Below are 18,514 nucleotides of genomic sequence, written 5' to 3'. Positions count from 1 at the left end.
TAAATAGTTAAATCTTGCCATATTGAACTTGTTTCAGTATTTCAAATTACTGCAATTTAATCTTTATAAGAATCTGAAATAAATTCAGATTGACAAAAGCCTTCTTTTTTAGACAACCTTTTTTATAGTTTATTTAGTTTTGTATTTATTAGAATAGCGTTTCCAAAGTTTTGTTTGATGTGTTTCTAGGCTAATTTTTCTACCTTGTATAAACGCATCTGTTAAAATATTAGTTCTCATATCTAAAGCATCACCTTCAGAGACAAACAAGGTAGCATCTTTACCAACTTCTAAGGTTCCAACCATATCATCTATTCCTAAAATTTTAGCAGAATTAGAAGTTAATAATTGCAAGGCTACTTCTTTATCTAATCCGAATGCAGCAAATGTACCCGCATAAAACGGAAGGTTTCTAGTATTCATTCTTTCCATTTGACCTTCCATACCAAGTGCAACAACAACACCTTTGTCTGTTAAAACTTTTGCAATTGTGTACGTATAATCGTAAGCATCGTCCTCATTTTCTGGATTTCTATGTGGTCTTTCTAAAACAACTGCTATGTTATTTTTAACTAATAAATCTGCTACTTTATCAGCTTCATCACCATGAACAATTACAATGTTTTCTATTCCTAATTCTTTAATAATTGTAATTGCATCTGTAATTTCTTTTTGTCCGTTTACATGAATAAACAATTTTTGATTTCCATTAAATAAACCTTTAGTAGCTTCATAAGGTAAATGTGTTTTATCGTTATTACTAGCTAAATAAGATTTAGCATTTTTAAAATAAGATTGAATGTCGTTTATCTTTTTAACATACTCTTTATCTGGCTTTAAAGCAGGATCTTCTCCTAACCACCATCTACCGCTTGTAAAACTACTTGGCCAATTAATGTGAATTGCATCATCTGTTTTTATACTTGCATCTTCCCAGTTCCAAGCATCTAATTGTACCACAGATGAAGTACCCGAAATGATACCACCTCTAGGTGTAATTTGTGCCATTAAAACACCATTAGGCCGCATAGATTCTACCACTTTACTTTCTGCATTATAAGCAACTAAACTTCTAATATGTGGGTTATTTGCTCCAATTTCATCTTCATCATCACTTGCTTTTACAGCATCTATTTCTACCAAACCTATAGAGGCATTTGTAGCAATAAAGCCAGGATATACATGTTTCCCTTTGGCATTAATGATGTTTCCTCTTCGAGCAATTTTTGCATTTGCATTTCCAACAAATACAATTTTCCCATTGCCAAACATTACCAAAGAATTTTCTATAATTTTTCCATTTCCTAAATGTGCTGTAGCACCTTCTATAGAATAATCTGTAGTTTGTTTGTCTGCGGGCGTTTGTTGCGCGATGCTATTTCCTACTAAGAAGAAAAATAGCAAATTATATATTATTTTTTTCATCATTATTTAGCTTTATATTTCTTCTAATGTATCACAGTGAAAATTTCTATCTTTTCTTTTTGTTGGAATTTGAGTTTTTGCTCCTCCCATTTTTTCCTGCAACATCATGTTAATTAATTTGCTTTTTTCTTGCTTTATAGCTTCACGTTTTTTGATGTCTTCAGTTCTATCAAAAAAGACTTTTCCTTCTATAATAGTTTTTTCAACTTTAGCATAAATAGACATTGGGTGATGGCTCCATAAAACAACATCGGCATCTTTACCTACTTTAATACTACCAACACGTTCATCTATATGTAATAATTTTGCCGGGTTAATAGTAACCATATTCCAAGCTTCTAATTCTGTCATTCCGCCATATTTTACTGTTTTAGCAGCTTCTTGATTTAGTCTTCGAGACATTTCTCTGTCGTCTGAATTTATAGCAACCGTAAGACCTGCATCATGCATAATTGCGGCATTGTAAGGTATCGCGTCGTTTACTTCGTATTTATATGCCCACCAATCTGAAAATGTAGAAGCACCAATATTGCGATCTTTCATTTTATCAGCAACTTTATAACCTTCTAAAATATGTGTAAATGTATTTATTTTGAAGCCCATTTTATCGGCAACATTCATTAACATATTGATTTCAGATTGTACATAAGAGTGACAAGAAATATGACGTTCTCCGTGTAAAATTTCAACCAAAGTTTCCATTTCTGCATCTATTCTATATGGTTTTCCACTTTTCTTTATAGCGTCATATTCATGAGCTCTTGTAAAATAATCTGTAAAAACTTGTTCTACACCCATTCTTGTTTGCGGAAAACGTGTTCCGTTTGTATAACGAGATTGTTTTACATTTTCACCTAAAGCAAACTTTATAAATTTAGGAGAGTTTTTATAAATCATCTCATTTGCATTTTCTCCCCATTTTAGTTTGATAATTGCAGAACGACCACCAATAGGATTGGCAGAACCGTGTAGAATTTGAGAAGTTGTGGTTCCTCCAGAAATATTTCTATAAATATTAATATCGTTAGGATCAATAACATCTTCCATAGTAACTTCTGCAGAAGAATTTTGAGCACCTTCATTTACAGCAGAAGCAGCAATATGAGAATGTTCATCTACAATACCAGCAGTTAAATGCTTGCCTGTTCCATCAATTTCTGTTGCGCCTCTTGCACTTAAATTAGAACCAATTTTTTCGATTTTACCATCTTTTAAAAGTACATCTGTATTTTCTAAAATTCCTTCTTTTTCACTGGTCCAAACAGTAACATTTTTAACTAGAATTGTTTCTGTTTTAGGCTGAACATAATTTCCAAAACCAATATTTGGATAACTTACAGGAACTACTGTAATTGTGTTATCTTCTTTTTTGATTTCTTTTTTTGATACTTCACTTTTTTGAACTTTTTTACTAGCAGACCAATAAGTTTTATTTCCTTCGGTATCAAAAGCATCACCTTGCATAACGTTAGAAGCATTTACAATTTTACCTAGCATTCTAGTAAAATGATTGTCTTCGTTTAAGGTGATAGAAATCCAATCATCAGTATAAGAAAATTTAGACTTTATTTTTTTATCACCAACCTTAATCGTTCCTGTTTGTTTAGCGCCTTTACCTGTAATTGATAAATTGTAGTTTTTGTTATTTACAGACAACATATAATCTCCTGTAATATCTTTAATATCCATGTTATGAACTACATTTTTAGCTCCCTGAACCCAGTTTTCATAAATGGTAGTTTTAGCATCAAAAATATCGCCAGATGTAATAATAAAGTTTGCGTAGCTTCCTGTATTTAAGTTTCCTATTGTGGTGTTTCCAATAATAGTTGCAGGAATTGTAGTTAGTGCAGCTAAAGCTTTTTCTTTATCAAAGCCATATTTTATTGCTTTCTGTAAGTTTTTATGAAATGAATTTACAGATTTTAAAGTGTGGGTTGTCAATGCAAAGTTGATTCCATTTTTAGAAAGTACACTTAAATTAGAAGGAGCTTGATTCCATTTACGCATGTCTCTTAAAGAAATATGTTGTGCCAATAAAGGATCTGAAACATCATAAGCATCACTAAAATTAATAGGAATTATAAAGTTTGCATTTGTTGCTTTTACATCATTAATTCTTTCAAATTCTTCTCCACTACCAACAATTGTATATTGCACACCAAATTCGTCTCCAACTTTATCTGCTCTTAAGGCATCTAAAACAGTTGAAGTTTCAAATATTTGAAGTAAATTTTTATTGTTATTAAAAGCTTCTAAAGACAAATCTTTATTTTTCATATTGCCTTTTGCATACCAATCGGCATCATTAAAAACCTGACGAATTAATGCCATTGCACCCATTCTAGAACTAGGATACGCTTGCGTAGATTTTGCACTTTTATGAAAAGATAAATACTGTGCAGATTTTGTATTTAAAATTCGGTAAGCATCAGAAGTATTTGTGTTTAGAGCAATTAATAAACCATTTCCTTGTACAATTCCGTCATTAGAATGGGTGTTTACAATTCCAAAACCGGCATCAATTAAACTTTTCGCTTTTTTGTCATCAAATTTAAAATTATTGATTGGGTTAGTTTCTGGTCTAATATGATCATTCCAATAATAACCTTCTCTTGTTGGCTCGTATTGTGTTGTTCTAGACCTGGGTTGACTTTTTGGTTTCGCGATTCCAAAATCTGAATAAATATCAATAAATGAAGGATACATCGTTTTACCTTCTAAATCGATGGTTTTTATTCCATTCGGAATTTTAACAGATTTACCAACGCTAACAACTTTACCATCTTTAATTAGTAAAGTTCCTTTTTTTACAATCTTATTATGCGTTACATAAATAGTTGCATTTGTAAATGCAAAAGTGGTGTTTTCAGTAGTTTTTACTCCGCTATCTGTAGGGAAATATTCTTGCGAGTGCATAGAAAAAGCCACAAATAAGGAGAAAAATAAGAGTACTTTTCTCATATAGGTTTGGTTTTGTAAATGAATTAAGTTTCTAAAATAATTAGAAGCATTTTAGAAAATGTTAAAAGCAGTTATTTTAACATAATTTTAAGAAAATTAAACAGGGTTTACTTTGTCAAAATAAGAAATAAATAAATCTACCACATAATTGTAAGATTGTACACCTTTATCTTGTTTGTTGGCTTTTAAATAAGCATTGTATCCTTTTTTAACAAGCGGTTCAAAGGGATTTTTATATTGCTGCCAAAAGGTATAACTGGCATTAAAATCTTTAATAATTCCTTTGTTGACAGTTTTCCAAAGTACTTTGGATAAATTTTGGTCGCGTTTTCTCAGTTCAGAAATACAATAGCCAAAAGCCATTCTATAACTGGCGTATTTAAAGTAAAGATCGTTATTATAATTAGCCGCCAAAAAACCAACAAAATTAGCTTCATTTTCTGCAGCAAAACCAATTTGATGTGCCATTTCATGACACGTAGTTGTTGGGTAACTTGTTTTAGGAAGTTTGTTGTTTACCTGAGCTTCTCCTGTTAAAGGATTCAAGTATCCTGCGGTTCCGTTGTAAGATTGTAGCAAACTCATTAAAGAACTTTTTACAGATTTATATTGATATTTTAACTGCGGTAAGTCTTTAGATAAATTTTCATAACCAGAAATAGCCATTGTGTACATTTCTTTTTGGGAATACGGATTTTCTACCTTTAAAGTATCGCTTTTTGTAATTTTAAATTGATATTCATTTAGCTTTTCAATTACATGTGCTGTTACTTTTTGAAGTTGCTCTGTAGTGTATTTTTTTTGTTGATACTGTAAGTTTTTAGCCAAAGGTTCTCTGTAATAATTTAAGCCCCAAAAGAGATAAAAACAAAAATAAATAACTGATAAAATGGCAGTAAAATGAATAATTTTAGGAATAAAATCTCTGAATCTATTTTTTATCAACCTACATATAAAACGAATAAAAATAAAGAGCCCGAACGCCAATAATACATCACCGACAGAAAAAGGAATCCAACCAAAAATAATTCTAAAAAAGGATGCAATAGGAGGATAGATTCCATTTGAATAATATTTTTCTATAAACGCAGGGTTTTCTGCAGCCAATTGAATTAATACTATTTGTACAGGAAGTAAAAATGTTAGTAATACATGTTTTTTATTGATCTTCAAGGATACTATTTTTATATAAATAAGCGTTTATGTATATTCACAAAAGAGGATATAACAGTTTTTAAATATCCAACTTTGTTTGTAAAAATAACATTTCATTTTAGAAGTTGGCTGGTTATTAACAAGATAATAACATTTTTGTTTACAATAAATGTTTACAAATTAAAATGAACTTTTAGAAATTAATTTCAACCTAAAAAAGTACCTTTGTAGTAATGGAAAAAACGACTCCTGTTACGGGAAAAAAGATAGATAAATCAAGATTAATTAGTCTTGAAAAAGGCAAGATTCCTCCACAGGCGTTGGAGTTAGAGGAAGCTGTGTTGGGGGCAATGATGATTGATAAAAAAGGAATTGATGACGTTATAGACGTCTTAAGTTCAGATGCTTTTTATGATCAAAAACATCAAGAAGTGTATGCGGCTATTTATGAGTTATTTCAAAATTCTGAACCAATTGACCTTTTAACAGTATCTAACTTGTTAAAAAAGAATGGTAAACTAGAATTTGTTGGTGGAGATTTCTTTTTAATTCGTTTAACTCAAAAAGTAGCATCATCAGCACACATTGAGTTCCATGCAAGAATTATTCTTCAAAAATTTATTCAACGTAGATTAATTTCAATTTCTAGTGAAATTATAGAAAATGCGTATGATGAAAGTACCGATGTCTTTGATTTATTAGACGATGCAGAGGCAAAACTTTTTGAAGTTACCCAAGGAAACTTAAAAAAGAGTTCTGAAGATGCAGGATCTTTAGTAAAACAAGCCTTAGCTAAGATTCAAGAAATTGGTAACCAAGAAGGTATGTCTGGTTTGGCAACTGGTTTTACAAAATTAGATGCGTTAACTTCTGGTTGGCAACCATCGGATTTAGTGATTATTGCTGCACGTCCTGGTATGGGAAAAACAGCATTTGTAATTTCTATGGCAAAAAATATGGCAATTGATTTTGGTCATGGTGTTGCTGTGTTTTCTTTAGAGATGTCTTCTGTTCAGTTAATTACGCGTATGATTTCTTCGGAAACAGGTTTAACTTCAGAAAAATTAAGAAAAGGAAATTTAGAACCACACGAATGGGAACAACTAAACGTAAAAGTAAAACGTTTATCTGATGCGCCTATTTTTATTGATGACACACCGTCTCTTTCTGTATTTGATTTACGTGCAAAAGCACGAAGATTGGTGTCGCAACACGGTGTTAAAATTATTGTAATTGATTATTTACAATTAATGACTGCCGGTGGAAAATCTAACGGAAATCGTGAACAAGAAATCTCTATGATTTCTAGAAACTTAAAAGCTTTAGCAAAAGAATTAGAAGTGCCAGTAATTGCACTTTCTCAGTTATCTCGTGCGGTTGAGACGCGTGGAGGATCTAAAAGACCTTTATTGTCTGATTTACGTGAATCTGGAGCAATTGAGCAAGATGCAGATATTGTATCGTTTATTTTCCGTCCAGAATACTACGGAATGACAGAATGGGATGATGATGATCATTCACCATGTGAGGGACAAGGAGAATTTATTGTTGCAAAACACAGAAATGGTGGTTTAGAAAATATTCGTTTGAAATTTACCGGTCACTTAGCAAAATTCTCTGATTTAGAAGAAGGATTTAGTTCTGAATTTCAATCATCTATGAATGCAGATTTCCCAGAAGATCCTTTTGCAGGACAAGGAGGAGTGGATCCTAAAGATGCTTTTGGAAGTGATGATGATGTTCCGTTTTAAGCCTTAAAAAAAATATAAAATTATAAAAAAACACAATTGCTTTAAGGTAATTGTGTTTTTTTATTTTTTGGTAAACAAATCTATAATTTGCATAACAGGTACTCCATCTTCAATAGCACAAGGGTTTTTACCTGTATTTAAAAAGTAATTTACAGTTTTTTCAATCATAGGTTGTTGTACGTGTAAAGGGGTTAAGAATTCAAAAGTTTCTTCATTTTCATTGGTTTTCAAAACTACTTGTCCTCCATAAAAAGAAAATATAATAGTTCCTTTTTCACCATAAATAACGCATTCATCTTTAACATCTTTTTCAGAGGCATTAAAATTCCAAATTCCTCTAAATTGTATTCCGTTTTTAAACTCTATAATTCCGTTAACAATGTCTTCAACCCCGTTATTTTTGAAAGATGTAGAAAAACCTCTAGCATTTTTAAATTCACCAAAATAATAAAGCATTAAATCTATTTGATGGGGCGCAATATCATGAAAATATCCACCACCAGAAACTACAGGATTCAACCTCCAATTCGTTTCTGTTTTAGCTATAATATTGTTTATTTTAGGTTGATAGATTTGAATATCAGCAAAAAGTATTTTACCTATTTCATGAGCATCAATTAACTCTTTTACCTTTTTAAAAGCGTCTAATTCTCGTCTATAATGAGCAACTACCAACATATTTTTTTTGGTAATAAATGTTTCTAATTCTTTAGCTTCATCAAAATTTAAAGTAATTGGTTTTTCTAAATAAACTAATTTTTCTGCTTTCAAGTATTTTTTTGCTATTTCTAAATGAGTTGATGGAGGAGTCGCTATATAAATTGCATTTATTTCAGGGTTTTGTAATAACTTATCTATAGAATCATACCAAAAAGGAACATGATGTCTTTTAGCAAAATCTTCTGCTTTAGCACCATTTCTTCTCATTACTGCAATAAGTTTAGAGTTTTTAACCTTCTGAAAAGCAGGTCCACTTTTTACTTCAGTAACATCACCACAACCAATAATTCCCCAATTAATACTATGCATTTTTATAATTTTTAAGATTAATCAAATATCACAGAAACAAAGATATAAACTTAGTATATTTATCACTTCTAATATTTAGAATATATTATTATTGATGAAAAAACACCTATTTATACTTATATTTCTATTAATCTCAAACTCTATTTTGGCATCATTTATTTATGTACCAATGAGTTATGATAACCAAGGAAACCATTTAAAAGCTTATGGAATTGTCTATTTTTCATTAGAGGCAGGCTTAAAATCGAAATGGTTATTAAATTATGATGGAGGTGCTTTTTTAATAGAAAACAATAAAATAGCAGAAAATGAATGTAAAATACGTGGTGTTTCTTACCAAATAATTTCTGATGCAAAAGCGCAATTAATTTTACAAGAAATTTCATCACCATCTTCTAATCAGGATGCAGTAACTTTAGAAAAAGCACCAAAAATAGCGGTGTATTCGCCAAAAGATAAAATGCCTTGGGATGATGCTGTAACCTTGGTTTTGTCTTATGCTGAGATTCCGTTTGATGTTATTTACGACCAAGAAGTTTTAGAAGACAAACTACTATTATATGAATGGTTGCATTTACACCATGAAGATTTTACCGGACAATATGGTAAGTTTTACGGATCTTTTAAAACGGCACCTTGGTATGTAGAAGGAAAATTAAGAGCAGAAAAGCAAGCATCTGAATTAGGTTTTTCTAAGGTTTCTGAAGAAAAACTAGCCGTTGCCAAAAAAATAAGAGATTACGTAATTGGAGGAGGCTTTATGTTTGCTATGTGTTCTGCAACCGATAGTTTTGATATTGCTTTATCTGCCGAAGGTGTAGATATTGTTGAGGCAATGTTTGATGGTGATGCATCTGAATTAAATTATCAATCTAAAATAAATTATAATAAAACCTTTGCTTTTAAGGACTTTCAATTGATTAAAAATCCTACAACCTATGAGTTTTCTACCATAGATATGACCAGTAAGCGCAAAATACCAAAAACATCAGACTATTTTTCTTTAGGTGAATTTTCTGCAAAGTGGGATCCAGTGCCAACTATGTTAACACAAAATCATACTGTTTTAGTAAAAGGATTTATGGGGCAAACTACTTCTTTTAATAGAAATACAATTAAAACAAATGTATTGGTTTTGGGTGAAAATAAAACCAATGGTGAAGCACGTTATATTCATGGAACAAAAGGAAAAGGAATGTTTACTTTTTATGGAGGACATGACCCCGAAGATTATTCGCATAGAATTAACGATCCAAAAACAGCATTAGATTTACATCCAACATCACCTGGTTATCGTTTAATTTTAAATAATGTATTGTTTCCTGCAGCAAAGAAAAAGAAACAAAAAACCTAGCTTTTGACTTTTAGAATTCACTTTTTTTAGAAATATCATTTTAATTATTGATAAAGCTATTTTGCTTACAATTAATCTTGTTAGTTGCTGTTAAAAAAATTACTTTTGTACAAATTAAAACAACAAAATGCCAACAACACAACAATTACAAGATTTTACGCAACAAGTTCGTAGAGATATATTACGTATGGTTCATAAAGTAAATTCTGGTCACCCAGGAGGATCTTTAGGATGTGCAGAATTTATTACATGCTTATATCAAGAAGTAATGGACTATTCTACAGATTTTACAATGGACGGAAAGAATGAAGATTTATTCTTCCTTTCTAACGGACATATTTCTCCAGTTTTTTATAGTGTTTTGGCGCACAGTGGTTTTTTTCCAGTAGAAGAATTATCAACTTTTAGATTGTTAAACTCTCGTTTACAAGGACACCCAACTACACATGAGGGCTTACCGGGTATTAGAATAGCATCTGGTTCTTTAGGGCAAGGAATGTCTAATGGTTTAGGAGCTGCGCAAGCTAAAAAATTAAACGGAGACGATAAAATTGTTTATACATTACATGGTGATGGTGAATTGCAAGAAGGTCAGAACTGGGAAGCAATTATGTATGCATCAGCAAAAAAAGTAGATAACATCATTGCAACAATCGATTTAAACGGTAAACAAATTGATGGTTCTACAGACGAAGTTTTACCTATGGGAAGCATCAGAGCTAAATTTGAAGCTTTTGGTTGGGATGTTTTAGATGTAGAAAAAGGAAATGATATTGATGCAATATTAGCCGGTTTAGCAGCAGCAAAAGCATTAACAGGAAAAGGAAAACCAGTTTGTATTTTATTACATACAGAAATGGGTAATGGTGTAGATTTTATGATGCACACACATGCTTGGCATGGTAAAGCACCAAGTGATGAGCAGTTAGAAAATGCATTGGCTCAAAACCCAGCAACTTTAGGAGATTACTAAAAAATAGCGTCTTTAGATTCTAAAATTAATATATTAAAAAGGCTTTTCGATCTAATTGAAAAGCTTTTTTTATGTTTTTATTTAGATTTCAACTGTAAGAATAGAAGTATATTTACAACTAAAGAATCATATTTATGAATCTTTAAATATAAGGCATCTAATATTTCAAAAAATTATATGAAAATAGGAATTGTTTGTTACCCAACATTTGGGGGAAGTGGAGTAGTAGCTACAGAATTAGGAATGGCTTTGGCAAACAAAGGTCATGAAGTACATTTTATTACCTATAATCAACCTGTTCGGTTAGATTTTTTATCTCATAATTTACATTTTCATCAAGTTGTAATAGAAGAATATCCTCTTTTTGAATACCAACCATATGAGTTAGCACTGTCTAGTAAAATGGTAGAAGTAGTTAAAAAGCATGATTTAGAAGTTTTACATGTACATTATGCGATACCGCATGCGTATGCAGCCTATATGGCAAAACAAATGTTAAAAGAAAAAGGGTTAGATGTTAGAGTTGTTACTACTTTACACGGAACAGATATAACTTTGGTAGGGAGCCATCCTACCTATAAAACAGCAGTAGAATTTAGCATCAATAATTCTGATGTTGTTACTGCAGTTTCTAATAATTTAAAAGAAACAACCAATAAGTTGTTCAATATTACAAAAGACATTAAGGTAATTTATAATTTTATTGATGTTGAGAAATATAATGATGCAAATAAAGAAGAGTGTAAAAGAATAGCATTAGCAAAACCTAATGAAAGAATTTTTACACACGTAAGTAATTTTAGACCGGTAAAGAGAGTAGAAGACGTCGTTAAAATTTTTAGTGAAGTAAGAAAAGAAATTCCGTCTAAACTTTTAATGATTGGTGAAGGACCAGAAAGAGCAAAAGCAGAGAAATTAGTAAAAGAATTAAAACTAACGGAAGATGTTTTCTTTTTAGGAAATAGTACAGAAGTAGCTAAAATATTATGTTACACAGATGTTTTTCTATTGCCATCGCAAACAGAAAGTTTTGGTTTAGCAGCTTTAGAAGCAATGGCTGCAGGTACTGCTGTAATATCTACTAATACAGGTGGTTTACCAGAAGTAAATATTCAAGGAGAAACAGGTTATTTAAGCAATTTGGGAGATATAGCAGATATGGCAAAAAATGCAATATCAATTGTAAAAGATGATGCTACTTTACAAAGGTTTAAAGAAAATGCTAAAAAACATACCAAGCAATTTTCATTAGAAAATATATTACCAGTTTATGAAGAAATTTATAAATCTTGTTATAATTGTAAAATTATTTAAATATAAAAAAAGCTCAAACAATTGTTTGAGCTTTTTTTATACCTATTATTAAGAAATCTTATTTTCCAAAAAGACCACCTAATAAACTACCAATTCCACCAGAACTTTTTTTATCACCTCCTAAAACCATTCCTGCAACATCATCAATAATACTACCATCACCATCTGCATCTAGTATTTTTTCTAAGAAACTTTGTTCATTTGCAGTATCATTTCCTCCTAACATTCCGCCTAATAAACTACCTAATCCAGAAGAATCTGTCACGTTGTTTTCTTTAGATTGTTTTGCTAAAACGCCCATTAATATAGGTGCCGCTACTTTTAAAATATTAGCTACAGAACCAGCGTCTAAACCAGATTTCTGACCAATAACCTGCTCAACACCTTGTTGTTTGTTTCCTAAAATATGACCAAGAATTCCTGCTCCATCTTGTTTAACGCTTTCATCTACACCTCCGTTAAATAAGCCTCCAAGATTATCTAAAATACTACCATCATGTTTACCAGATAAAGCACCCATTATTCCTGCAGCACCTTCTGGCGTAGCCGCATTTCTTTCCATAGCTTTCATTAAAACAGGTAAAGCCATTGTTAAAACACTACTTGTTTTACTGGTGTCATTTCCTGTAGATCCAGAAACTCCTGAAATTATTTGTTTTCCTAAATCACTACTTAATAAGTCTAATATACCTGCCATTTTTATGTTTTTAATAATTAATATGTATGTTTTCTAAAAATTATGACACAATATACGAATAAAGTCACATATGTTTTATTATTTTTTTTACCTTTCAGAATCTTAATTTTTAAACTATTTAATGAAAAAACTAGCATTACACTGGAAAATTTTAATTGGTATGGTTCTTGGAATTCTTTTTGGTTTCATCATGAATACTATTGATGGAGGTAAAGGTTTTGTTATAGATTGGGTAAAACCATTTGGTACCATTTTTATAAACTTATTAAAACTAATTGCCGTACCCCTTATTTTGGCCTCTTTAATTAAAGGAATTTCTGATTTAAAAGATATTTCTAAAATTAAAAAAATGGGAATTAGAACTATGATTATCTACATGTTAACTACTTTGGTTGCAATTATAATTGGCTTAGGTATTGTAAATGTGGTAAAACCAGGAGTAGGTATGTCTGCGGATACAATAGAGAAGATAAAGGCCAAATATGAAACATCTTCTGATGTTGTAGACAAATTAACAAAAGCAAGCGCACAAAGTAATACAGGGCCATTACAGTCTTTAGTAGATATCTTTCCGAGTAATATTTTTACATCATTAAGTGATGCAAGTATGCTTCAAATTATCTTTTTTGCACTATTTGTAGGAGTTTCTCTATTACTAATTCCAGAGAAAAAAGCAAAACCATTAATGAATTTCTTTGATTCCTTAAATGAAGTTGTCATGAAAATGGTAGACTTAATTATGCTTTTTGCTCCGTATGCAGTATTTGCGTTATTAGCAAATGTTATTATTGCTTTTGATGATACAGAAATCCTTTTAAAACTTTTAGTTTATGCACTTTGTGTAGTTGGAGGTTTATTATTAATGATAGGATTCTATCTAATTTTAGTGAGTGTTTACACAAAAAAATCGCCTCTTTGGTTTTTAAAACAAATAAGTCCGGCGCAATTATTAGCATTTTCAACAAGTTCTAGTGCTGCAACCTTACCGGTAACTATGGAAAGGGTAGAAGAACATTTGGGTGTAGATCCAGAAGTCGCTGGTTTTGTTTTACCAGTAGGAGCCACCATTAATATGGATGGAACAAGTTTATACCAAGCCATTGCAGCCGTTTTTATTATGCAAGTAATATGGCCAGAAGGACTTACATTTTCTAATCAGCTTGTTATTGTAGCCACTGCTTTATTAGCTTCCATTGGTTCTGCAGCTGTACCTAGTGCAGGTATGGTTATGTTGGTTATTGTTTTAGAATCGATAGGTTTTCCTGCGGAATTACTACCAATTGGATTGGCGCTTATTTTTGCTGTAGACAGACCTTTAGATATGATGAGAACTACTGTTAATGTAACAGGAGATGCCACTGTAGCTATGATAATTGCTAAGTCGTTAGATAAATTACATGATGACCCTAAACCAAAAGATTGGGATGATAATTATGATGATGTAAAGTAGTTTTCTATAACTTTTCTAATTCTTTAATAGGATGTCCTTAAAAATAACAAAACCGATAGTTTCTGTAGCTTGGTTACAAGATAATTTAGATCATAAAAATCTAATTATTTTAGATTGTACGATACCAAAAGTTACAGAAAAGTCCAATGCCGTTAAATCTGATGAAAAAACACAGATTAAAGGCGCTATTTTTTTTGATATTAAAAACACTTTTTCTGATGTAAACGGAAAATTTCCGAATACCATTTTATCAGCAAAAGAATTTGAACATAAAGCACAAGAATTAGGTATTAATACTGATAGTCTTATTGTTTGTTATGACGATTTAGGAATATATTCTTCAGCAAGAGTTTGGTGGATGTTTCAATTAATGGGCTTTACAAACGTTGCTGTTTTAGATGGCGGTTTCCCTAAATGGATTGAAAATAAATATCCTATTGAAAATCAACAAAAGAATTCACGTTCAAAAGGTGATTTTAAGGTGAATTATCAACCAGAAAAAATTAAATTTACAGAAGATGTTCTTAAAGCAATTAATAATGAAACTATTTTAATTGCTGATGCACGCTCCAAAGGTCGTTTTAATAGTACCGAACCAGAACCTAGAAGTGATGTAAAAGGAGGTCATTTACCTAATTCTGTAAGTTTGCCTTTTAGTGAAATTATAGAAAATGGAACATTCAAATCTGAAGCAGCATTAAAAGTTATCTTCAATGACATAAACCCCAAAAAGAAACCTTTTATTTTTTCTTGCGGAACAGGAATCACTGCATCTGTATTAGCTTTAGGGGCAGAAATTTCAGGGTCTAAAAACTATGCTGTTTATGATGGTTCTTGGACAGAGTGGGGAAGTACGGAGAATTTACCAATAGAAATTTAAAATAAAATATGATGAACATCAATTGGACAAAAGAAGAATTTCAAACTTACGTATTGTTGTACGCGGCACAAAGCAATTATATAGAAACTGAATCTGAAAGTGAGTATATTTTATCGAAAGTAAATGAAACTTTATTTAATAGGATTCATACAGAGATTGTACATGATAATGATTATCAATCTATGGAGAAAATTAAAACATATTTAGCTGAAAATAAATACACAGATATTGAAAAAGAAAATCTTTTAAAAGATATAAAAAATGTCTTTTTTGCGGATGGCTCTGTAGACGTTTTAGAACGAAATGTATTTCTCTTATTGAAAAAAATTATAGCGTAAAATTAAAAAAGCTTCACAAATTGTGAAGCTCTTTTAATTTTATATAAAGATTTAGCACCTATTTAGCAGGTAGAATTTTACCTACACATTCTCCAAAACCAATACGCACTTTATCATTTTTACAATGTGCACGCATAATTACAGTATCGTTATCATTTATAAATTTACGTTCTGTACCATCGTTTAACTTAATAGGGTTTTGTCCTCGCCAAGTTAACTCTAACATAGAACCGTAGCTATCTTTTGTTGGACCAGAAATAGTACCAGATCCCATTAAATCTCCAGCTTCTACAGGACAACCATTCACAGTATGATGTGCTAATTGCTGTGCCATTGTCCAATACATATATTTAAAATTAGAATTAGAAACAATGGTTTCTTTTCCGTTTTCTGGTTGTATACCAACTTGTAAATGAATATCGTAACTTCCTTTTCCTTTTTGTTTTAAATAAGGTAAAGGTTCGTAAACCTGTTTAGGGCTTTCTACTCTAAAAGGCTCTAAAGCATCTAAAGTTACAATCCAAGGAGATATGGTAGATGCAAAACTTTTCCCTAAAAATGGGCCTAATGGTACATATTCCCAAGCTTGAATGTCTCTTGCAGACCAATCGTTAAATTGCACCAATCCAAATATATATTCTTCCGTTTCTTCAATCGGAATTCTATCACCTAAAACATTTGCATCTGTGGTTATAAATGCCATTTCTAGTTCAAAATCTAATAATTGAGAAGGTCCAAAACCAGGAGTATTACTTCCTTCTTCAGGTTTTGTTTGTCCGTAAGGTCTTCTAATTTTTGTTCCAGATGGCACTATAGAAGAACTTCTACCATGGTAACCAATAGGTATGTGTAACCAATTTGGTAACAATGCATTTTCTGGATCTCTAAACAAAGAACCTACATTGGTAGCGTGTTCTTTACTCGCGTAAAAATCTGTATAATCACCTACAGCAACAGGTATCAACATTTCTACTTCGTCCATTCTAAAGATAATTTTATCTTTATGATTGGCATTATCTCTTAAAGTTCCATTGGTAACATCAAATACTTCAGCAATTCGATTTCTAACCAAACGCCAAGTTTTACGACCATCCGCAATAAAATCATTTAAATTATCTTGTAGAAAAATATCATCCGTTAATGGTATCCCTTCAAAATAACCTAATTGATGAAAAGCTCCTAAATCTATTGCAAAATTTCCAATTCTACTACCAATCGTAATAATATCATCTCTAGTGATAAAAACACCAAAAGGTAAGTTTTGAATGGGGAAGTCTGAATCTTTATCTACTTTTAACCAAGATTTTCTATTCGGATTATTTGCTGTTATGATCATTATAATGAATTTTATTTTTCATCAAACCTACATAATTTTTTTTCATTTTAAAATAAAAAAACAATTAAAAACGCATTTTTAACAGTACTTTTTTAATAAAAATATAAATATAATAAAAAATGATAAAATATAGTTAAAACATGATTTTTACAAATATGATTTTATTATTTTTGATGCTACTATAAAAACAACAACAATGCAATTAGACAACCAAATTTTTGACCTTATTCAGGAAGAAAAAGAAAGACAGTTAAATGGATTAGAATTAATCGCTTCAGAAAACTTTGTAAGTGATGATGTTATGAGAGCCCAAGGTTCTATTTTAACCAATAAATACGCTGAAGGATATCCTGGTAAAAGATATTATGGAGGTTGTGAAATAGTTGATGTTATTGAGCAAATTGCTATAGACAGAGCTAAAGAGTTATTTGGTGCAGAATATGTAAACGTACAGCCGCATTCTGGTTCTCAGGCAAATACAGCTGTTTATGCTGCTTGTTTGAAGCCTGGTGATACTGTTTTAGGGTTTGATTTATCTCATGGTGGCCATTTAACACATGGTTCTCCAGTAAACTTTTCTGGTAAATTATACAATCCTGTTTTTTATGGAGTTGTTAAAGAAACAGGAATTATAGATTATGATCATTTAGCTGCACAAGCTAAAGAGCACAAGCCTAAACTAATTATTGCTGGTGCTTCTGCATATTCTAGAGATATCGATTTTGAAAAATTTAGAGAAGTTGCAGATAGTGTTGGTGCTATTTTAATGGCAGATATTTCTCATCCTGCTGGTTTAATTGCTAAAGGAATTTTAAATGATCCAATTCCTCATTGTCATATTGTTACTACAACTACCCACAAAACTTTACGTGGACCAAGAGGTGGTATGATTATGATTGGTAAAGATTTTGACAATCCTTTTGGAGAGACTTTAAAAAATGGAAATCCTAAAAAGATGTCTACTTTAATTAATTCTTCTGTTTTTCCTGGAAACCAAGGTGGACCTTTAGAGCACGTTATTGCTGCTAAAGCGGTTGCTTTTGGAGAGGCTTTAACAGATGAGTTTTTAGAATATCAATTACAAGTAAAAGCAAATGCTGCAGAAATGGCAAAAGAATTTGTTGCAAGAGGATATGATATTATCTCTGGCGGAACAGACAACCACTGTATGTTAATAGATTTACGTAATAAAAATATTTCTGGTAAAGATGCAGAAATTGCATTAGGAAAAGCAGATATTACAGTAAACAAAAACATGGTTCCTTTTGATGATAAAAGCCCGTTTATAACTTCAGGAATCCGTATTGGAACTGCTGCAATTACTACGCGTGGTTTAGAAGAAGATGATATGAAAGCTGTTGTTAACTTTATTGATGAAGCTATTATAAATGCTGCAAATGAAGATGCTTTACATAAAATTGGTGAACGTGTTGCGCACATGATGAGTGCAAGAAGATTATTTGTAATGTAGACCACGTAGTGGTTTTAAGTATTCACTCTTGTGAATAAATATGAGACTAAAAAAGCATCAAGTTAATTCTTGATGCTTTTTTAGTTTTAAATATATAACGAAAGTTGTTTACCAACTTTTTACTTCTTTTTCGATGGCTTCACGAGTTTCGCCATATTTTTCTTGGATTTCTCCAACTAGTTTATCAAAAGATCCTTCTGCTTCCGTACTCTCATCATTGGTAATACGACCAAATTTTTCTTTAAATTCTCCTTTTATTTGTTTCCAATTTCCTTTTGCTGTATCCGAGTTCATATTCATTTCATTTATGTACTTCAATAGTACTGGTTAATAATAGTGTAAATTTAGAAAGATTTATAATTGCTTATGAATGCTAT

Annotated in this window: 14 protein-coding genes and 1 pseudogene; 8 read left to right on the top strand and 7 right to left on the bottom strand. The window is 31.1% G+C overall.

Annotation, left to right across the window (positions count from 1 at the left end):
- Window positions 1–129: 129 nt before the first annotated feature.
- The 3 genes from KV700_RS02885 to KV700_RS02875 form a co-directional block, all read right to left on the bottom strand.
- Window positions 130–1,425, bottom strand: a complete 1,296-nt coding sequence (locus KV700_RS02885) for an amidohydrolase family protein (protein WP_218599069.1) — start codon at window positions 1,423–1,425, stop codon at window positions 130–132.
- A 12-nt stretch (window positions 1,426–1,437) separates the two neighbouring features.
- Window positions 1,438–4,389: an amidohydrolase family protein gene (locus tag KV700_RS02880; protein WP_218599068.1), complete on the bottom strand. Its 2,952-nt coding sequence runs from the start codon at window positions 4,387–4,389 to the stop codon at window positions 1,438–1,440.
- A gap of 96 nt (window positions 4,390–4,485) precedes the next feature.
- Window positions 4,486–5,562, bottom strand: coding sequence for a DUF3810 domain-containing protein (locus tag KV700_RS02875; RefSeq protein WP_218599067.1), 1,077 nt, complete (start codon window positions 5,560–5,562; stop codon window positions 4,486–4,488).
- 215 nt (window positions 5,563–5,777) lie between these two features.
- Between KV700_RS02875 and dnaB the strand changes: the two genes are divergently transcribed.
- A complete protein-coding gene (gene dnaB / locus KV700_RS02870; protein WP_218599064.1) occupies window positions 5,778–7,295 on the top strand; it encodes a replicative DNA helicase in 1,518 nt (505 codons plus the stop codon).
- Window positions 7,296–7,355: 60 nt separating this feature from the next.
- Here dnaB and KV700_RS02865 read toward each other — a convergent pair whose 3' ends face one another.
- A complete protein-coding gene (locus KV700_RS02865) occupies window positions 7,356–8,324 on the bottom strand; it encodes a Gfo/Idh/MocA family protein (RefSeq protein WP_218599062.1) in 969 nt (322 codons plus the stop codon).
- A gap of 169 nt (window positions 8,325–8,493) precedes the next feature.
- On the opposite strand from KV700_RS02865, the gene KV700_RS02860 reads away from it, so the two are divergent.
- From KV700_RS02860 to bshA, 3 genes are all read left to right on the top strand, one after another.
- Window positions 8,494–9,678, top strand: a complete 1,185-nt coding sequence (locus tag KV700_RS02860; protein ID WP_218599806.1) for an asparagine synthetase B — start codon at window positions 8,494–8,496, stop codon at window positions 9,676–9,678.
- Window positions 9,679–9,805: 127 nt separating this feature from the next.
- A complete protein-coding gene (locus KV700_RS02855; RefSeq protein ID WP_166387107.1) occupies window positions 9,806–10,651 on the top strand; it encodes a transketolase in 846 nt (281 codons plus the stop codon).
- Between the two features lie 177 nt (window positions 10,652–10,828).
- A complete protein-coding gene (gene bshA, locus KV700_RS02850; protein ID WP_166387109.1) occupies window positions 10,829–11,965 on the top strand; it encodes an N-acetyl-alpha-D-glucosaminyl L-malate synthase BshA in 1,137 nt (378 codons plus the stop codon).
- Between the two features lie 58 nt (window positions 11,966–12,023).
- On the opposite strand, the gene KV700_RS02845 is transcribed toward bshA, so the two are convergent.
- Window positions 12,024–12,662, bottom strand: a complete 639-nt coding sequence (locus KV700_RS02845; RefSeq protein WP_166387111.1) for a DUF937 domain-containing protein — start codon at window positions 12,660–12,662, stop codon at window positions 12,024–12,026.
- A 121-nt stretch (window positions 12,663–12,783) separates the two neighbouring features.
- Between KV700_RS02845 and KV700_RS02840 the strand changes: the two genes are divergently transcribed.
- Genes KV700_RS02840 through KV700_RS02830 form a run of 3 tightly spaced genes read left to right on the top strand, consistent with a single transcriptional unit; the run spans window position 12,784 to window position 15,330 of the window.
- Window positions 12,784–14,112: a dicarboxylate/amino acid:cation symporter gene (locus KV700_RS02840; RefSeq protein WP_166387113.1), complete on the top strand. Its 1,329-nt coding sequence runs from the start codon at window positions 12,784–12,786 to the stop codon at window positions 14,110–14,112.
- Between the two features lie 31 nt (window positions 14,113–14,143).
- Window positions 14,144–14,992, top strand: coding sequence for a sulfurtransferase (locus KV700_RS02835; RefSeq protein ID WP_218599060.1), 849 nt, complete (start codon window positions 14,144–14,146; stop codon window positions 14,990–14,992).
- A gap of 8 nt (window positions 14,993–15,000) precedes the next feature.
- On the top strand, window positions 15,001–15,330 hold the full coding sequence (locus KV700_RS02830; protein WP_208889397.1) for a hypothetical protein: 330 nt from the start codon (window positions 15,001–15,003) through the stop codon (window positions 15,328–15,330).
- Window positions 15,331–15,388: 58 nt separating this feature from the next.
- Here the strand turns inward: KV700_RS02830 and fahA are convergent, their stop codons facing one another.
- Complete coding sequence (gene fahA / locus KV700_RS02825; protein WP_218599058.1) at window positions 15,389–16,666, bottom strand: fumarylacetoacetase; 1,278 nt, start codon at window positions 16,664–16,666, stop codon at window positions 15,389–15,391.
- 196 nt (window positions 16,667–16,862) lie between these two features.
- Here fahA and glyA point away from each other — a divergent pair, with 196 nt between their 5' ends.
- Window positions 16,863–18,137 carry a serine hydroxymethyltransferase gene (glyA, locus tag KV700_RS02820; RefSeq protein WP_166387121.1) on the top strand — a complete coding sequence of 425 codons (1,275 nt, stop codon included), beginning with the start codon at window positions 16,863–16,865 and terminating at the stop codon, window positions 18,135–18,137.
- Window positions 18,138–18,183: 46 nt separating this feature from the next.
- On the opposite strand, the pseudogene KV700_RS02815 reads toward glyA, so the two are convergent.
- Window positions 18,184–18,431, bottom strand: a pseudogene (locus KV700_RS02815) (CsbD family protein).
- Window positions 18,432–18,514: the final 83 nt, after the last annotated feature.

This window comes from Polaribacter sp. NJDZ03 (genome assembly GCF_019263805.1).
Taxonomy (GTDB): domain Bacteria; phylum Bacteroidota; class Bacteroidia; order Flavobacteriales; family Flavobacteriaceae; genus Polaribacter.
Note: the sequence above shows the minus strand (reverse complement) of the source record. Positions and strands in the feature narration are given on the sequence as shown.